General features: G+C 56.7%; 14 protein-coding genes. 6 read left to right on the forward strand and 8 right to left on the reverse strand.

Annotated features, from left to right (window positions below; translation table 11 throughout):
- The first annotated feature begins 44 nt into the window (after positions 1-44).
- The 5 genes from ABVT35_RS13160 to ABVT35_RS13180 all read left to right on the forward strand — a co-directional run bounded on the left by ABVT35_RS13160 (position 45) and on the right by ABVT35_RS13180 (position 3,174).
- Positions 45-278: a BolA family protein gene (locus ABVT35_RS13160; protein ID WP_368467035.1), complete on the forward strand. Its 234-nt coding sequence runs from the start codon at positions 45-47 to the stop codon at positions 276-278.
- 111 nt (positions 279-389) lie between these two features.
- Positions 390-656: a hypothetical protein gene (locus ABVT35_RS13165; RefSeq protein WP_368467037.1), complete on the forward strand. Its 267-nt coding sequence runs from the start codon at positions 390-392 to the stop codon at positions 654-656.
- 194 nt (positions 657-850) lie between these two features.
- The gene (gene grxD / locus ABVT35_RS13170) at positions 851-1,186 is read left to right on the forward strand and encodes a Grx4 family monothiol glutaredoxin (protein WP_368467038.1); all 336 of its coding nucleotides are present in this window, start codon (positions 851-853) and stop codon (positions 1,184-1,186) included.
- Entirely contained in the window at positions 1,186-1,653 is a 468-nt protein-coding gene (locus ABVT35_RS13175) for a YtoQ family protein (RefSeq protein WP_368467039.1), read from the forward strand. Before grxD ends, ABVT35_RS13175 begins: the two co-directional genes overlap by 1 nt.
- A 240-nt stretch (positions 1,654-1,893) precedes the next feature.
- A complete protein-coding gene (locus ABVT35_RS13180) occupies positions 1,894-3,174 on the forward strand; it encodes a multidrug effflux MFS transporter (RefSeq protein WP_368467040.1) in 1,281 nt (426 codons plus the stop codon).
- Positions 3,175-3,193: 19 nt separating this feature from the next.
- Here ABVT35_RS13180 and ABVT35_RS13185 read toward each other — a convergent pair whose 3' ends face one another.
- The 7 genes from ABVT35_RS13185 to ABVT35_RS13215 all read right to left on the reverse strand — a co-directional run bounded on the left by ABVT35_RS13185 (position 3,194) and on the right by ABVT35_RS13215 (position 9,736).
- On the reverse strand, positions 3,194-4,021 hold the full coding sequence (locus ABVT35_RS13185; RefSeq protein ID WP_368467041.1) for an inositol monophosphatase: 828 nt from the start codon (positions 4,019-4,021) through the stop codon (positions 3,194-3,196).
- Positions 4,018-4,914 (reverse strand): tRNA 2-thiocytidine(32) synthetase TtcA, encoded by an 897-nt coding sequence (ttcA, locus tag ABVT35_RS13190; protein WP_368467873.1) that lies wholly within the window; start codon positions 4,912-4,914, stop codon positions 4,018-4,020. The genes ABVT35_RS13185 and ttcA overlap by 4 nt, the downstream gene beginning before the upstream one ends.
- 161 nt (positions 4,915-5,075) lie before the next feature.
- Complete coding sequence (gene rpsD / locus ABVT35_RS13195) at positions 5,076-5,693, reverse strand: 30S ribosomal protein S4 (protein WP_368467042.1); 618 nt, start codon at positions 5,691-5,693, stop codon at positions 5,076-5,078.
- Positions 5,694-5,886: 193 nt separating this feature from the next.
- Positions 5,887-6,681, reverse strand: a complete 795-nt coding sequence (murI, locus tag ABVT35_RS13200; RefSeq protein ID WP_368467043.1) for a glutamate racemase — start codon at positions 6,679-6,681, stop codon at positions 5,887-5,889.
- A 2-nt stretch (positions 6,682-6,683) separates the two neighbouring features.
- Positions 6,684-7,511 (reverse strand): RNA methyltransferase, encoded by an 828-nt coding sequence (locus ABVT35_RS13205; protein ID WP_368467044.1) that lies wholly within the window; start codon positions 7,509-7,511, stop codon positions 6,684-6,686.
- A 129-nt stretch (positions 7,512-7,640) separates the two neighbouring features.
- A complete protein-coding gene (locus ABVT35_RS13210) occupies positions 7,641-8,726 on the reverse strand; it encodes an endonuclease/exonuclease/phosphatase family protein (RefSeq protein ID WP_368467045.1) in 1,086 nt (361 codons plus the stop codon).
- Positions 8,727-8,821: 95 nt separating this feature from the next.
- The gene (locus tag ABVT35_RS13215) at positions 8,822-9,736 is read right to left on the reverse strand and encodes an alpha/beta fold hydrolase (RefSeq protein ID WP_368467046.1); all 915 of its coding nucleotides are present in this window, start codon (positions 9,734-9,736) and stop codon (positions 8,822-8,824) included.
- Between the two features lie 184 nt (positions 9,737-9,920).
- On the opposite strand from ABVT35_RS13215, the gene ABVT35_RS13220 reads away from it, so the two are divergent.
- Positions 9,921-11,135: an NADP-dependent isocitrate dehydrogenase gene (locus ABVT35_RS13220; protein ID WP_368467047.1), complete on the forward strand. Its 1,215-nt coding sequence runs from the start codon at positions 9,921-9,923 to the stop codon at positions 11,133-11,135.
- A 78-nt stretch (positions 11,136-11,213) separates the two neighbouring features.
- On the opposite strand, the gene ABVT35_RS13225 is transcribed toward ABVT35_RS13220, so the two are convergent.
- Positions 11,214-13,256, reverse strand: a complete 2,043-nt coding sequence (locus ABVT35_RS13225) for a hypothetical protein (RefSeq protein ID WP_368467048.1) — start codon at positions 13,254-13,256, stop codon at positions 11,214-11,216.
- Positions 13,257-13,342: the final 86 nt, after the last annotated feature.

Here is a 13,342-nt window from a genome sequence, read left to right on the forward strand (position 1 = left end):
CGCGTGCAGAAAGACAGTTTGAAGAAGAATACGGGGAGAATGCCATGCCGATGAGCGCCGGAGACATTGAAGAGATGATCAAGGCCGCAATCCCTGATGCGGACGTGACCATCCGCGATCTTGCTGGTGATGGCGATCACTACGCCGCCGAAGTTGTTTCGGAAAGTTTTCGAGGTAAGTCGCGGGTGCAACAGCACCAGATGGTCTATAAGGCCCTCCAGGGAAATATGGGCGATGCATTGCATGCCCTGGCGCTGCAAACGAGCGCGCCTGAGTAGCGAAAAATTCCATGAATGCAACCTGAATGGCGCATTCGAGCGCCGTTCAGCCGGGTCCGCCTAGTTTGTTCATGCACCCGAAAGGGATTGAACAAACCAAGGAGAGACCAAATGAAAACCGCAATCGCAACCGCTGCTTCTTTCGCCATCGCCGCAACGCTGTCGCTTGCCGCCTTTGCACCGGCAAATGCGGATACGCTGCGCCGCGCGACCGGCCCGACCACTACGGCACCGATGAAGATCCAGTCCGGCTCCGGACCGACCGCTGCGCCGTTCGACAATACGGCCCATGCCTGGACCTCCGCTTGCTATGCGGAATTCGGCCCCGATGCCAAATATCCGGATCCGGCTCTTTTGGAAAAGTGCCTGAACTTCTGACCGAAATGTCAAAGCTGAGTTGAAGGCTGCGGAATCTCCGCAGCCTTTTTTGCTTTGAAAGCCACAACTTGCAAGCACCCTTGCCAATTTCGTTGCTGCTTTGCCGCAGGGGCTGGAAATCCGGACGGTTCGGAGTTATTTACGGGCTAACACAAACTCCGGGCCTTTTCCCCGGCAGCGACAAGGAATAACTCATGACCGCCATCAACGAATTCATCGACAATGAAGTCAAGGGCAGCGATGTCGTCCTCTTCATGAAGGGCACACCGTCATTTCCGCAATGCGGCTTTTCCGGTCAGGTGGTTCAGATTCTCGACTATCTCGGCGTTGAATATAAAGGCGTCAATGTTCTGGCCGACGACGATCTGCGCCAGGGCATCAAGGACTATTCGAACTGGCCGACAATTCCGCAGCTCTACGTAAAGGGCGAATTCGTCGGCGGATGCGATATCATTCGCGAGATGTTCCAGGCCAGCGAGCTCCAGAGCCACCTGAGCGAAAAGGGCATCGCAGTCAAAGGCGCGGCCTGATGCGTAACTGGAACGTTTATCTCTCCGGAGAAATCCACACGGACTGGCGCGAGCAGATCGAGGCTGGCGTCAAGGCCGCCAATCTGCCGGTAACCTTCAGCGCTCCGGTGACGCATCACGAAGCTTCGGATGATTGCGGCGTATCGATCCTCGGCGCCGAGCCGGACAAATTCTGGCACGATCACAAGGGCGCACAGGTCAATGCGATCCGTACCCGCACGCTCTTAGCCGACGCCGACGTCGTCGTCGTGCGCTTCGGCGAAAAGTACAAGCAGTGGAACGCCGCTTTTGACGCCGGCTATGCCTCGGCACTCGGTAAATCGCTGATTGTCATGCATGGTCCCGAACACCAGCATCCGCTGAAGGAAGTCGACGCCGCGGCACTCGCCGTTGTCGAGACACCCGATCAGATCGTCCGCATCCTGGACTATGTCATAAACGGCAATCTGGCCGGATATACCGGCTAACTCCGCCAATCGATCATCGCTGACGGAGGGCCTTCCGTCAGCGCCATAGTGATCGTACTGTATTGCCAATTCAGCGATTTAACGATACGCCAATGTTCCGGGCCGCGCGAAATCTGCGGACCGGTCGATATGATTCGCGGGTATGCGCCTGATTTAACAGGCCCCGCACGGATCCCGACATTTGCATATTTCGCCCGGCCGTTTTCCGGTCTTTTTCGGCGTTATACCAAAGGCAGCAACATGGACATGAGAAGCGAACCCGGTTCGGGTCGACAATCCGCTGGTGCAAAACAGCGCGTTGAAAGAGTTGAAAAAGCCGGCATCGGTTTTCTCGAATTCATCGTGCTTGTCGCAGCGTTGAGCTCAATCGTCGCGCTTTCCATCGACATCATGCTGCCGGCCCTGCCGCAGATCGGCGACAGTTTTTCCATTACAGACGACAATGACCGCCAGGCAGTCATCGTCGTGTTCATGCTTGGTTTTGGCTGCGCCCAGATCCTCTTCGGCCCGCTGTCGGACCGGTTTGGACGCAAGATCGTTTTGATCCCTGCAATCCTTTTTTATGCCGTGACTGCGGTAGCGGACGCTTTTGCAGACAGTTTTTCCATGCTCCTGCTATTGCGCCTGGCGCAGGGCGTTGGAGCAGCGGCGGTGCGCATTGTGGTCAACGCCATTGTGCGCGACTGCTTCGGCGGCCGTGAAATGGCACGGGTCATGTCCTATACATTCACCGTCTTCATGATCGTGCCCATTGTCGCTCCGGCAATCGGCCAGTGGATCGTCGATATTTCGTCCTGGCAGTGGATATTTATTTTCCTCGGCTTTGCCGGCCTTCTTCTGGCGGCCTGGAGCGGCTTGCGCATGCGGGAAACCCTGCCGCGCGAGGAAAGGTTGCCGCTGTCGTTTTCTGCTATCGGCAACGCATTCAAGGAGATCCTCTCGAACCGTCTCGCGATGGGCTATACGCTGGCATCCACCCTGTGCTTCGGCGGGCTTTTTGCATTTGTTGTATCGGCCCAGCAGGTATTCCAGTCTGTCTACGATCTCGGCCACCTTTTTGCGCTGGTCTTTGCCCTCAACGCCGGCGTGATGGCGGTGCTGAATTTCACCAATGGTTTTCTTGTGCGCAAGGTGGGTATGCGGCTGATATCCCACAGCGCGCTCATTGCATTTGCAACCCTCGGCACGATCCTGCTTGTGATCAGCTTTGCCGGAACGCCACCCTTCCTGGTCGCCTATCTGCTCTTGGCGGCCATCGCCGGCGCTTTTGGTCTCGTTCCGCCGAATTTTAACGCATTGGCAATGGAGCCGCTCGGCCACATCGCCGGCACGGCGTCATCGGTAATGGGCGTCATATCCTTCACCGGCGGCGCGGTGCTTGGAGCTGTAGTCGGGCAGGCTTTTGACGGCACGCTGGTGCCACTTGCAATGGGATATGCCGTGTTCGGCTGGACCGCCGTGGTCATCATCGTGTGGACCGAAAAGGGCAAGCTCTTCGTGCGACCGGACCAAACTGAATAGCTGTAATCAGGCGGCGTTCTTACGCATCGAAAATTTCCCTGCGGATCAACTCCCAGCAATCCCTGTCGGAGGCCGTGATTAGGCCGCCCTCTACGATGCCCGGCCTGTAACGTTCACCATCGACACAGGCGGAGTAGCCGCCGGCCTCTTCGTGGATAAGAACACCGGCAAGATGATCCCAGGGCATGAGGTTCTGGGCACTGACGAAGTGTGCCCTGCCCGTCGCTGCCAAGCGGTATTCCCAAGCTGAACAGCGGAAACCGAAAGACATGCCGATCTTTGAAAGATTGCCGGCAACGCGGCTTCTCTGCGGCTCGCTCATGAAGCCCCAGGACACCGTGCCGACCATCTGATCGAGCGTCACGGGTGCGGCCACCTTGACCGGCTCCGCATTGCCCTGCTCGTCGATGAGCCGGCTGCCGCCACCCGCGACACCGACAAGGCTTTCGCCCCCGATCGGATAATGGATGATCCCGGCGACGCACTCGCCGCCGACGACCACAGCGAGTATCGTTCCGAAAGTCGGCATTCCGGACGCAAAATTATACGTCCCGTCGACCGGATCGATTACGAAGGCCAGATCCGTGTCGCCGAGGCCTTCGATGACGGACGGATCTTCCGCCGCAGCTTCCTCTCCGACGATGCGTGCATTCGGATAGTGTTGAAGCAGCGCAGCGGAAATATATTTCTCAGCCGCCGTATCGGCCTCGGTCACGACATCCCACGACGCCTCTTTCTCTTTGATGTCGGCGTCGTTGATCCGACAGAAGCGCGGCACGATTTCTCTATCGCCCGCCTGCACCAGAATATCATTCAGCGTGGCGATATCGCGATCGGAAAATATCATGGTGTTTCTTCAGCCTGAATGTTTGATTGTATGTTGAGACCGGTAAAATCAAAGAGACTGCGGTCCATGAGATGGGAGGGTCGCACATTTGTCAGTGCGCGGATCATGGTGTCCTTTCTCCCGGGCATACGTTTTTCGATACCCGCGATCATCGCCTTCATTGCATTGCGCTGCAGACCGTCTTGCGAACCGCACAGATCGCAGGGAATGATCGGAAACGCCATCGCATCGGCAAACTTCGCCAGGTCGTCCTCGGCGCAATAGGCAAGCGGGCGGAAAACCATCACATCGCCTTCGTCATTAAGCAGTTTGGGCGGCATTGCAGCCAGCCGGCCACCGTGGAAAAAATTCATGAAGAAGGTTTCCAGTATGTCTTCGCGGTGATGGCCGAGCACCAGCGCATCACAATTTTCTTCGCGGGCGACGCGATAAAGGTGACCGCGCCTGAGCCTCGAGCACAAAGAGCAATAGGTGCTGTTTTCAGCGAGTTTTTCCGTCACCACCGAATAGGTATCCCGGTATTCGATGCGGTGGGGGATGCCGTTTCGTTCGAGGAACTCGGGCAAAATGTACTTCGGAAAGTTCGGCTGGCCCTGATCGAGATTACAGGCGACGAGCTCTACCGGCAAAAGTCCTCGCCACTGCAGGTCGAGCAGCAGGGCAAGAAGACCGTAGGAATCCTTTCCGCCCGAAAGCGCAACAAGCCAGCGCTGCTTGCGGTCGGTTTCGGGACCGATCATCGCGAAATCGTCAATCGCCTGGCGGGCCTGCCGCAACAGCCTTTTGCGCAACTTGTTGAAGCTGACTGTCGACGGCACATTGCGAAACATCGGATGGCACGCATCGCTTTGCTCTGCGTCGTTTGCCACAGCCGCAGGTGCTCCGTTTTCCATGGATTCAAGCATGCTCATTTGAATTGTCCCGTCCGCATGGCTCGTACACCGCCTTGTGAAAAGGCTACGTGACTCGGTTCCTACTCCGAAGCGGGCGGCATGAAAACAAAAAAAGCCGCCGGTATTGCCGGCGGCTTCCTGATCCGAAAAATTCGCCTTGATTAACGCGAATAGAATTCGACAACGAGGTTCGGTTCCATCTGGACCGGATACGGCACGTCTGACAGCGTCGGGATACGCACGTAAGTGGCAACCATCTTGTTGTGGTCGGCCTCGATATATTCCGGAACGTCTCGCTCGGAAAGCTGTGTGGCTTCCAGCACGAATGCAAGCTGCTTCGACTTTTCGCGCACTTCGATGACGTCGCCGGGCTTGCAGCGATAGGACGGAATGTTGGTGCGAACACCGTTTACCGTGACATGACCGTGGTTGACGAACTGGCGAGCTGCAAAAACGGTCGCCACGAATTTGGCGCGGTAGACCACGGCGTCGAGACGCGATTCCAGAAGACCGATCAGGTTTTCCGGTGTATCGCCCTTGCGGCGGTTTGCTTCTGCGTAGATTTTTCTGAACTGCTTTTCGCGGATGTCGCCGTAGTAGCCCTTAAGCTTCTGCTTGGCGCGCAGCTGAATGCCGAAGTCGGACAGCTTGCCCTTGCGGCGCTGGCCGTGCTGGCCCGGGCCGTATTCGCGGCGGTTGACCGGGGACTTTGGACGACCCCAGATATTCTCGCCCATACGGCGGTCAATTTTATACTTGGATGAATCGCGTTTGCTCATCGCATTCCCTTTCACACGGTTAAACCGGCCTGTTTCCAAACCGGTCAAAGGAAACGCGCCCTCCTCTGCCGACTTTTTTTGTCGACTGACAGAATGTCCTGCCTTTTTCGCAGCGGTCATTCACGGGACACGTAACAAAAACCGGGCACAGCGCCCGGAGATGGCGGGGATTTAAGACATACCGGATGGCTTGTCAATGGTGCATCGGTGCGAGGGCCAGACCAAAGCCCGACATCAGGCGTTTTACCGCAAAGTCAGGTTCATTGGAGGTGAATACCGCCGTATCCGGTTCCTCCCAGGCAGCTTGAACAGGTGCCAGAAGCGACTGCGCTCTCTTTGCGATCGCCTCCGCCGGATCCAGCCAGTCCACCGGCCATGGCGCCAGGCTGCGGAACTGATTGGCAAGGAACGGATAATGGGTACAGGCAAGAACGACGATATCGGTCTTGTGCGCTTCCTGTTCGACGAAGCAGGGAGCAATTTCTGCGAGTACCTCATCGGGCTCGATCGTATCGCCGCGAATGTACCGTTCAGCGATCCCGGCAAGGTTCTCGGAGCCCACAAGGCGCACGTGACACTGAGCGGCGAAGGACTGAATCAGGTCCCGCGTATAGGCCCTTTTCACCGTTCCGGGCGTTGCAAGGACGCTGACCAGCCCGGAGCGGGTTCGCTCGGCCGCCGGCTTGATAGCCGGAACCGTGCCGACAAACGGTGTCGCGGCAAATGCCTTGCGCAGATGTTCCAGCACAAGCGTCGATGCGGTGTTGCAGGCAATGACGCATAGTTCCGGCTCATATCGCGCGATAAGCTTGGCGAACAGCCCGACTATGCGCTCAGTCAGCTCATCTTCCCCCCAACTTCCGTAAGGGAAGCCGGCATCGTCCACCACATATACGAAGCGCCGCTCAGGCATCAGGACACGCGCCTCCCGCAGAACGGTCAGGCCGCCAATTCCAGAATCAAACAACAGAACCGGGCGCTGGCTCAATGCTAGTGTTCCACTTCTTTGCCAGCGCCTGCATCACCGGCCTCAGGTGCGCCGGACCCCTTTGGTGCCTGGCGGCTATAAAGATCCAGCGAGCGGATGACGCCGCGCAACAGCCGGATTTCCGGACGGAAAAAACCCGGTCGGCTGAGGACTGCCCTCAGATTGTCGATCATTTTGGGCTTTTTATGTGGCGGTCGGAAATATCCGCGCGCATCAAGCGCTTCCTCAACGTGATCGAACAGGCCTTGCAGGTCTGCCTTGGTGGCCGGTTGCATTTCAGGTTGCGAAAACTGCGTTTCTGAATCGCCCGCCAGCCCGGTTTTCATCCATTCATAGGACATCAGCAGGACGGCCTGTGCAATATTGAGCGAGGCAAAGGCGGGGTTGACCGGAAAGGTCACGATCTCGTCGGCCAGCCCGACTTCCTCGTTATTCAGCCCCCATCGCTCTCGGCCATAAAGGACGCCGCATTTTTCCCCGGCGGCGAACCGCTTGCGCAATGCTCCCGCCGCCTCGACAGGCCCGCGTACCGTTTTGAATCCGTCCCTTTCGCGCGCTGTTGTGGCGAAGACGAAATTGAGGTCGGCAATCGCTTCTTCCAGCGTGTCGAAGACGACCGCCCCGTCGATAACATGGTCGGCCTTGCTTGCTGCAGAACGCGCCTTTTCGCTGGGCCAGCCATCGCGCGGATTGACCAGCCGCAACTCCGACAGACCGAAATTGGCCATGGCACGGGCAACCATGCCGATATTTTCTCCAAGCTGCGGTTCAACGAGGATCACCGCCGGCCCTTCGGTTATCAACGCCCGTTGTTTGTCAGTTCCTGCCATTCACCCTATCCGGTCGCCTGCCTCAATCACGGCACTACCTGACACATCCGGGCGCTGTAGAAAAGGTCTGGGTATGCCGGCTCAGTGCAATTGACCACGCGGCCATCCGGCCAGTGGCTGGAAAGTTCTCTAGGTTTCCTCGATCAAAAATTCCTGGAGATAGTCCACTGAGTAATCGGACCGGACCTCGATCCACATCGGCAGGTGGTCGGACATCTGATGCGTGCGCCAGTAGGTTCTGTAGTAGCCGGTCTTGCCGGAATCCGTCCGCGGCTTGCCTTTGCTGGTCACATCATAGGCATCGCCCATTTCCGGCACATAGGCCGCCTCATCCTCATCACTTGCCCGATAGACGGTGTTGTAAAAGTCAAAGACACCGGCATTCCCCGTCGTCTCCATTCTCCACATCTGCGGCATAACGGCGATCTGGTCGTAGTGTCTCTTCTTCTTGCCGGTATTGGTGGCCGGAACTTCCTGCAACTCCTCGGGGATGATGAAGCCCGCATCGGTGATTGCCTTCATCGTGACATCCCCCGGGTGGTAGATGTTGAAATCGCCAAGCAACACCAGATTGGCATCTTCGATCTGCCCTTCCCTGGCGCGGTTCGCGAGGAATTGGGCTACAGCGCCGATTTCCCGGGTTCGTTCCGGATTGTCGGCCTCATCCTCGCCGTAGAGAATGTGAACCGTGCACAGCTGAAGGGTTGTCCATCCTGAACGGAAACCGACAATGAAGGGTGTCCGGTAGAGCTGGCGGGCGGGATCATAACGAACGGTCTTGCCGTTTTTCTTGACTTCGATCGGCGGTACAACGATCTCACCGGCCAGCCCGGTAAAGCTCACCTTTGAGCTGTCATAGAGAAACGCCATGCGTTCACGGTTGCCCGGCGTTCCCTCGCTGACGTCGGAGACGATATACCGCCATCCCCTGCCCATAATGTCACGGACCTTGTCGAGCGCGTCCAATTTCTCGCGCACTTCCTGTATTGCGATAATATCGAATTTCGAGCAGATCTCGGCAATGTAATAGAGACACTCCAGCGATCGTGGACCATAGGCTTTGGAGTCGAACTCGCGAATGTTCCAGGTGGCGATCAGCGTTGTGTCCGGTCCGCGTGGCGGTATGCCGGCACTCGCCATATCCTGTTTCAGCCGCAGAAGGCCATCAGCCGTTCTCGCCGGATCATTGGAGTTGCGAACGTTGTAGTAAAACACCGGCCACCTCGCACAAGCTGATAACGCTATCCGCAATCCTTGCACGAATTTCTGGCCCAGATAACCCCTAATTGTAGCCGGCTCTGATGCCGCACTCAGATTTCCCTTTCGGCAATCCACTCCCTGACAGCGGCCGCAACGGCCTCCGGGCATTCGTGCAAAATCCAGTGGCCTGTCCCTGCCACGCGCGTGACCGTCAGATCGTCGGCAAACTGGTCAAGCCCCTCAAGACACGCAGGACGCAATGCCTCATCGTCTTCGCCCCACACGACGAGATGCGGCACACGGACCGACATGGCTTCGGACGGAATTTCGTAAACGGGCACTTTTCCTTCAAGTTCAGATGCCGGCTGCGATACCGGCGGAACGACAACAGGCGAGGAACGATACCAGTTGAGCATCGCCTCCATTGTCCCCTCGCCACTCCAGGCGTCCCGATAGGCAGCTTTTGTCTCTTCGCTCATCCAGCCGGCAGCTGAAAAGCCGGAAATCATGTTGAGCGTGCGGGCATAATTGTTTTCGCGCATTGCCGCCGCTGCCTGATCACCACGCAGCCAGTTCATATATTGGCTTGCCGCACGTTGTTCGGGGTCGTCAATAATTGCCTTTTGAAACGTGAAGGGATGAACGCCGTTGGCAACGATAAGACCGCTCAGCCGGTCGGCGAAGCCAAATGCATACGCGTAAGCCACCGCCGATCCCCAGTCGTGGCCGAAAAGCACGAAGCGTCTTTCGGGAGACAGATGATCTGCCAGCGCAGCCATATCCTTCACAAGGTGGCGAGTCTGATACGCCTCAACCCCATCCGGTTTGAACGACCTGCCAAATCCGCGCTGGTCCGGCGCAACCACATGGTGCGTTTCGGCCAGCAACGGCATTATGTCGCGCCAGGCGCCCCAATATTCGGGAAATCCGTGCAGGCACAGCATCAGCGGATTGGACGGGGCTCCCATGGAGACATAGTGGATGCGCCTCTTTCTGTCCTCGTAATACGCCGATGTGAATTCCATGCCCGATCGCCCTCCAAAACTGACTGCCACCTGATAGCACAGAAAATACCGGCTCAAATGGTCTAATACCAATTCGCGAGGCGCTGCGCCTTTGCCTTCGCGCATCACAATGGTATAGGAGCGCGAACTTCACGAATTTTCAGTGGGCGGGAAGCCCAACTCCAAAAATAAACGAGGCTTTCATATGGCAAAGATCAAGGTCGAAAACCCTGTCGTCGAGCTGGACGGCGACGAGATGACCAGAATCATCTGGCAGTTCATCAAGGACAAGCTGATACACCCGTATCTGGACATCGACCTGAAATATTATGACCTCGGAATGGAAAGCCGCGACGCGACCGACGACCAGATCACGGTCGATGCAGCAAACGCTATCAAGGAACATGGCGTCGGTGTCAAATGCGCCACGATCACACCGGATGAAGCACGCGTCGAGGAATTCGGCCTGAAGAAGATGTGGCGTTCGCCGAACGGCACGATCCGCAATATTCTGGGCGGCGTGATCTTCCGCGAGCCGATCATCTGCAAGAACGTGCCGCGACTGGTTCCGGGCTGGACTAAGCCGGTAATCGTCGGCCGTCACGCATTCGGCGACCAGTACCGTGCCACGGATTTCAAATTTCCAGGCAAAGGCAAACTGTTCATGAAGTTTGTTGGAGAAGACGGCCAGGAAATCGAGCACGAAGTGTTTGAATCGCCGGGTTCGGGCATTGCCATGGGCATGTACAATCTCGACAAATCCATCGAGGATTTTGCCCGCGCATCCCTCAATTACGGCCTGCAGCGCAAGGTTCCGGTCTATCTTTCGACAAAGAACACCATCCTCAAGGTCTATGACGGCCGCTTCAAAGACATCTTCCAGGAAATCTACGAAGCCGAATTCGAGGATGCATTCAAGGAAGCAGGCATCACCTACGAGCACCGTCTTATCGACGACATGGTTGCAGCCAACCTGAAATGGTCCGGCGGCTATGTTTGGGCCTGTAAGAACTACGACGGCGACGTTCAGTCGGATACCGTCGCCCAGGGTTTCGGTTCGCTCGGCCTCATGACCTCCGTTCTGATGACGCCGGACGGCAAAACCGTCGAGGCGGAGGCCGCCCACGGCACAGTCACCCGCCACTTCCGCCAGCACGAAAAGGGTGAGGAAACGTCCACCAACTCAATCGCCTCGATTTTCGCCTGGACCCGCGGCCTGGCGCACCGGGCCAAGCTCGATGACAATGCTGAACTTGCGCGATTTGCACGCACGCTCGAAGAAGTCTGCGTTGCAACGGTTGAAGGCGGTCACATGACAAAGGACCTTGCCCTGCTGATCGGCCCCGATCAGCCGTGGCTTTCCACTATCGGTTTCCTCGACAAGGTCGACGAGAACCTCCAAAAAGCCAAGGCAGCCTAAGCGCATTTAAATAGGCCAATAAAAAAACCCCGCCATTTCGGCGGGGTTTTTTGTTGTAATCGTGTGTCGCCCGGGACCTCAGGGATTGGCTTCGACAGAGATGCCCAGATGTTCCGGCAGCATGTCAGGTGCCATCATCAAATCCGAGATTATCAGCGAAACCGGCGCCGAGCGTTTTGGTGCAAGGCGAACGCTGAGTGTGTCCGGCTTGTCGAAAAATTCTCTCGCGGCGTTCATTACGGTGGTGCGGAAAGCCTCGTTTCCTATGCCGGTCAGCGCGTCGTCCAGTTGCATGAGCAGAGCTTCCACCATCAGCCCCTCACTGACACCGGCATCTTTGGCCATCAGTGTGATTGCTGTTTGAACACCGCCCTCATTTACCAGTTCAAGTTCTGCCGATTTGATGTTGAGTGTCGCGATTGCCGCCTCAATCTGTTGCGGGTTCTGCAGGATGGCTTTCGGCAGTCCGCCGAGACGGCCGCTTGCTCTTACCTGTCCCACATTGCCAAGCTCGACCACGAGTTCATCAATAACCAGGTCTTCACTGTCCTCGTCCCAGTGCAGCTTGATTTTCTCCGTCAGGCGCAAGACATCTATGCCGGCGGCTTTGAAAATCGCTTCTGCCTCGTCATCGTCCATCAGCGCAACCGGAAACTCGAGCCCCTCGGTCGAAAGCTCGATATATGTCGGCACGGGCGGGACCAAGGTGCTCAATCGGAGAAAATAGTTATCAAGGCCGACTTCTCCCGACAATTCCTCCGAGGCAACGGCAAATCCGGAAAGCTCCATGAAAATGGACCTGGGTGTAAAAATACGCGCAATCTCCAGCGGATCGGGATTGTCCCAGGCCAGAGTGTTTTTGGCGAACTCCCGCATTGGTCCGTAGGGCGCGAATTCCAGGTCGCCCAGAGCGAATCTGTCCATCCGGAACGAGCCCTGCTCACCGATATCGAAATCAACCGACCCAATGGAGAATTCGCCCAAACCGTCGGAACTCAAATCGGAAATCGTGACGTTGCCAACCCCACCGGAACCGGTTTCCGAATCCACGTCGAAGCCCATCAGGAAGCCGTCCATGGAAATCCGTCCGATAGCAAAGGACCGGTAGACATCGAGAACCATTGCCAACAATTCACCCTCATCGGGTTCCACACCGGTCGAGAGCCGGTCGATGAAGGCAATCAGATCGGTCTCCGGCGACCGAACAGCAAAGTTCTCATAGGCAATGCGATCAATCAGCACTTCAAAAAAATTGCTCTCGACCCGATAGCCGGTCATCGACGTCGATTCGATCACCTCGAAATACTCGCTCGTTCCGACCGGTTTCGGTTCGAACAGGACCAGCATGGCCGCGTAGTCGACATTTTTCGCCTGAGTTTTCTCGACAGTGACCAACTCCGTATAGGGCTGACCATCCACCGAGCCGTAATTCGTTTCCTGACGAAACTCTCCGGTATTGTACTCGGCGATCCGCCCGTCCCACATGCCTTGAAGGTCAAACCCTTCGATCACCGTATGAACTGAAACGGCACCATCCTCATCCGGTTTTTCCATCGTGGCGAGATCGAGCTCAATGGTTCCGGCGCCGGCCTTGTCGATCTGCACCTCCGCAAATGAGCTCAACAGCGCCAGCCATTCCTTGGTCGAGCCCAACAGCGTGTCTGGAATTTTCGGATATCGCGGCCAGAAAATCCCCTCAATCACGTAATCCTTGATTGTGCCCTCATAGGAAAGCACCACCCCGTCATCGGCGCCGACTACAAAATTGAACGACACATCATCGGGATACTCAAGACGCTCGGCCGAGAAGCCACTGTCATCAGCGGACAGGTTCTTTGCGACAAGCTCGGGTATCTTCCAGGTAAAATCCAGTTTGACCGCCGATGGCGTATCGCCGTCTTTTGCACCCCCGAGCGCAATGGACGATGTCAGTGAGAACGCAAGGTCTTCGACCGTCAGAACGTCGCCGGATTCTTCTGCTGACCGGTAAGTCGCCTCGGTTCCGGATTCGGCACTGCTTTTAATCCACTCATCCAGTGCGTCTTTGCCTGTTTGCTGTGCAAGGCCGGGCGTTGCCATATACACAAGAATGCATAAGGACCACGAAAGACTCTTTTTCATGAAACGGCGCTCCCCTGTAATTGCACCGTAACCTTACAGGATTTGCCGATGATGGCCATAACCGGGTCATTGCGCCGGTAAAGGCG

Origin of the sequence: Hoeflea sp. TYP-13, from assembly GCF_040932035.1 — a bacterium.
Lineage (GTDB): Bacteria > Pseudomonadota > Alphaproteobacteria > Rhizobiales > Rhizobiaceae > Hoeflea_A.

Bases quoted from the DNA above. Each gene is read 5' to 3' on its own strand.
- ABVT35_RS13180 (WP_368467040.1), top strand. From the start codon at position 1,894: ATGGACATGAGAAGCGAACCCGGTTCGGGTCGACAATCCGCTGGTGCA.
- ttcA (WP_368467873.1), bottom strand. From the start codon at position 4,914: ATGGAAAACGGAGCACCTGCGGCTGTGGCAAACGACGCAGAGCAAAGC.
- grxD (WP_368467038.1), top strand. From the start codon at position 851: ATGACCGCCATCAACGAATTCATCGACAATGAAGTCAAGGGCAGCGAT.
- ABVT35_RS13160 (WP_368467035.1), top strand. From the start codon at position 45: ATGCCGATGAGCGCCGGAGACATTGAAGAGATGATCAAGGCCGCAATC.
- ABVT35_RS13175 (WP_368467039.1), top strand. From the start codon at position 1,186: ATGCGTAACTGGAACGTTTATCTCTCCGGAGAAATCCACACGGACTGG.
- ABVT35_RS13220 (WP_368467047.1), top strand. From the start codon at position 9,921: ATGGCAAAGATCAAGGTCGAAAACCCTGTCGTCGAGCTGGACGGCGAC.
- ABVT35_RS13215 (WP_368467046.1), bottom strand. From the start codon at position 9,736: ATGGAATTCACATCGGCGTATTACGAGGACAGAAAGAGGCGCATCCAC.
- ABVT35_RS13165 (WP_368467037.1), top strand. From the start codon at position 390: ATGAAAACCGCAATCGCAACCGCTGCTTCTTTCGCCATCGCCGCAACG.
- ABVT35_RS13185 (WP_368467041.1), bottom strand. From the start codon at position 4,021: ATGATATTTTCCGATCGCGATATCGCCACGCTGAATGATATTCTGGTG.
- rpsD (WP_368467042.1), bottom strand. From the start codon at position 5,693: ATGAGCAAACGCGATTCATCCAAGTATAAAATTGACCGCCGTATGGGC.
- ABVT35_RS13205 (WP_368467044.1), bottom strand. From the start codon at position 7,511: ATGGCAGGAACTGACAAACAACGGGCGTTGATAACCGAAGGGCCGGCG.
- ABVT35_RS13225 (WP_368467048.1), bottom strand. From the start codon at position 13,256: ATGAAAAAGAGTCTTTCGTGGTCCTTATGCATTCTTGTGTATATGGCA.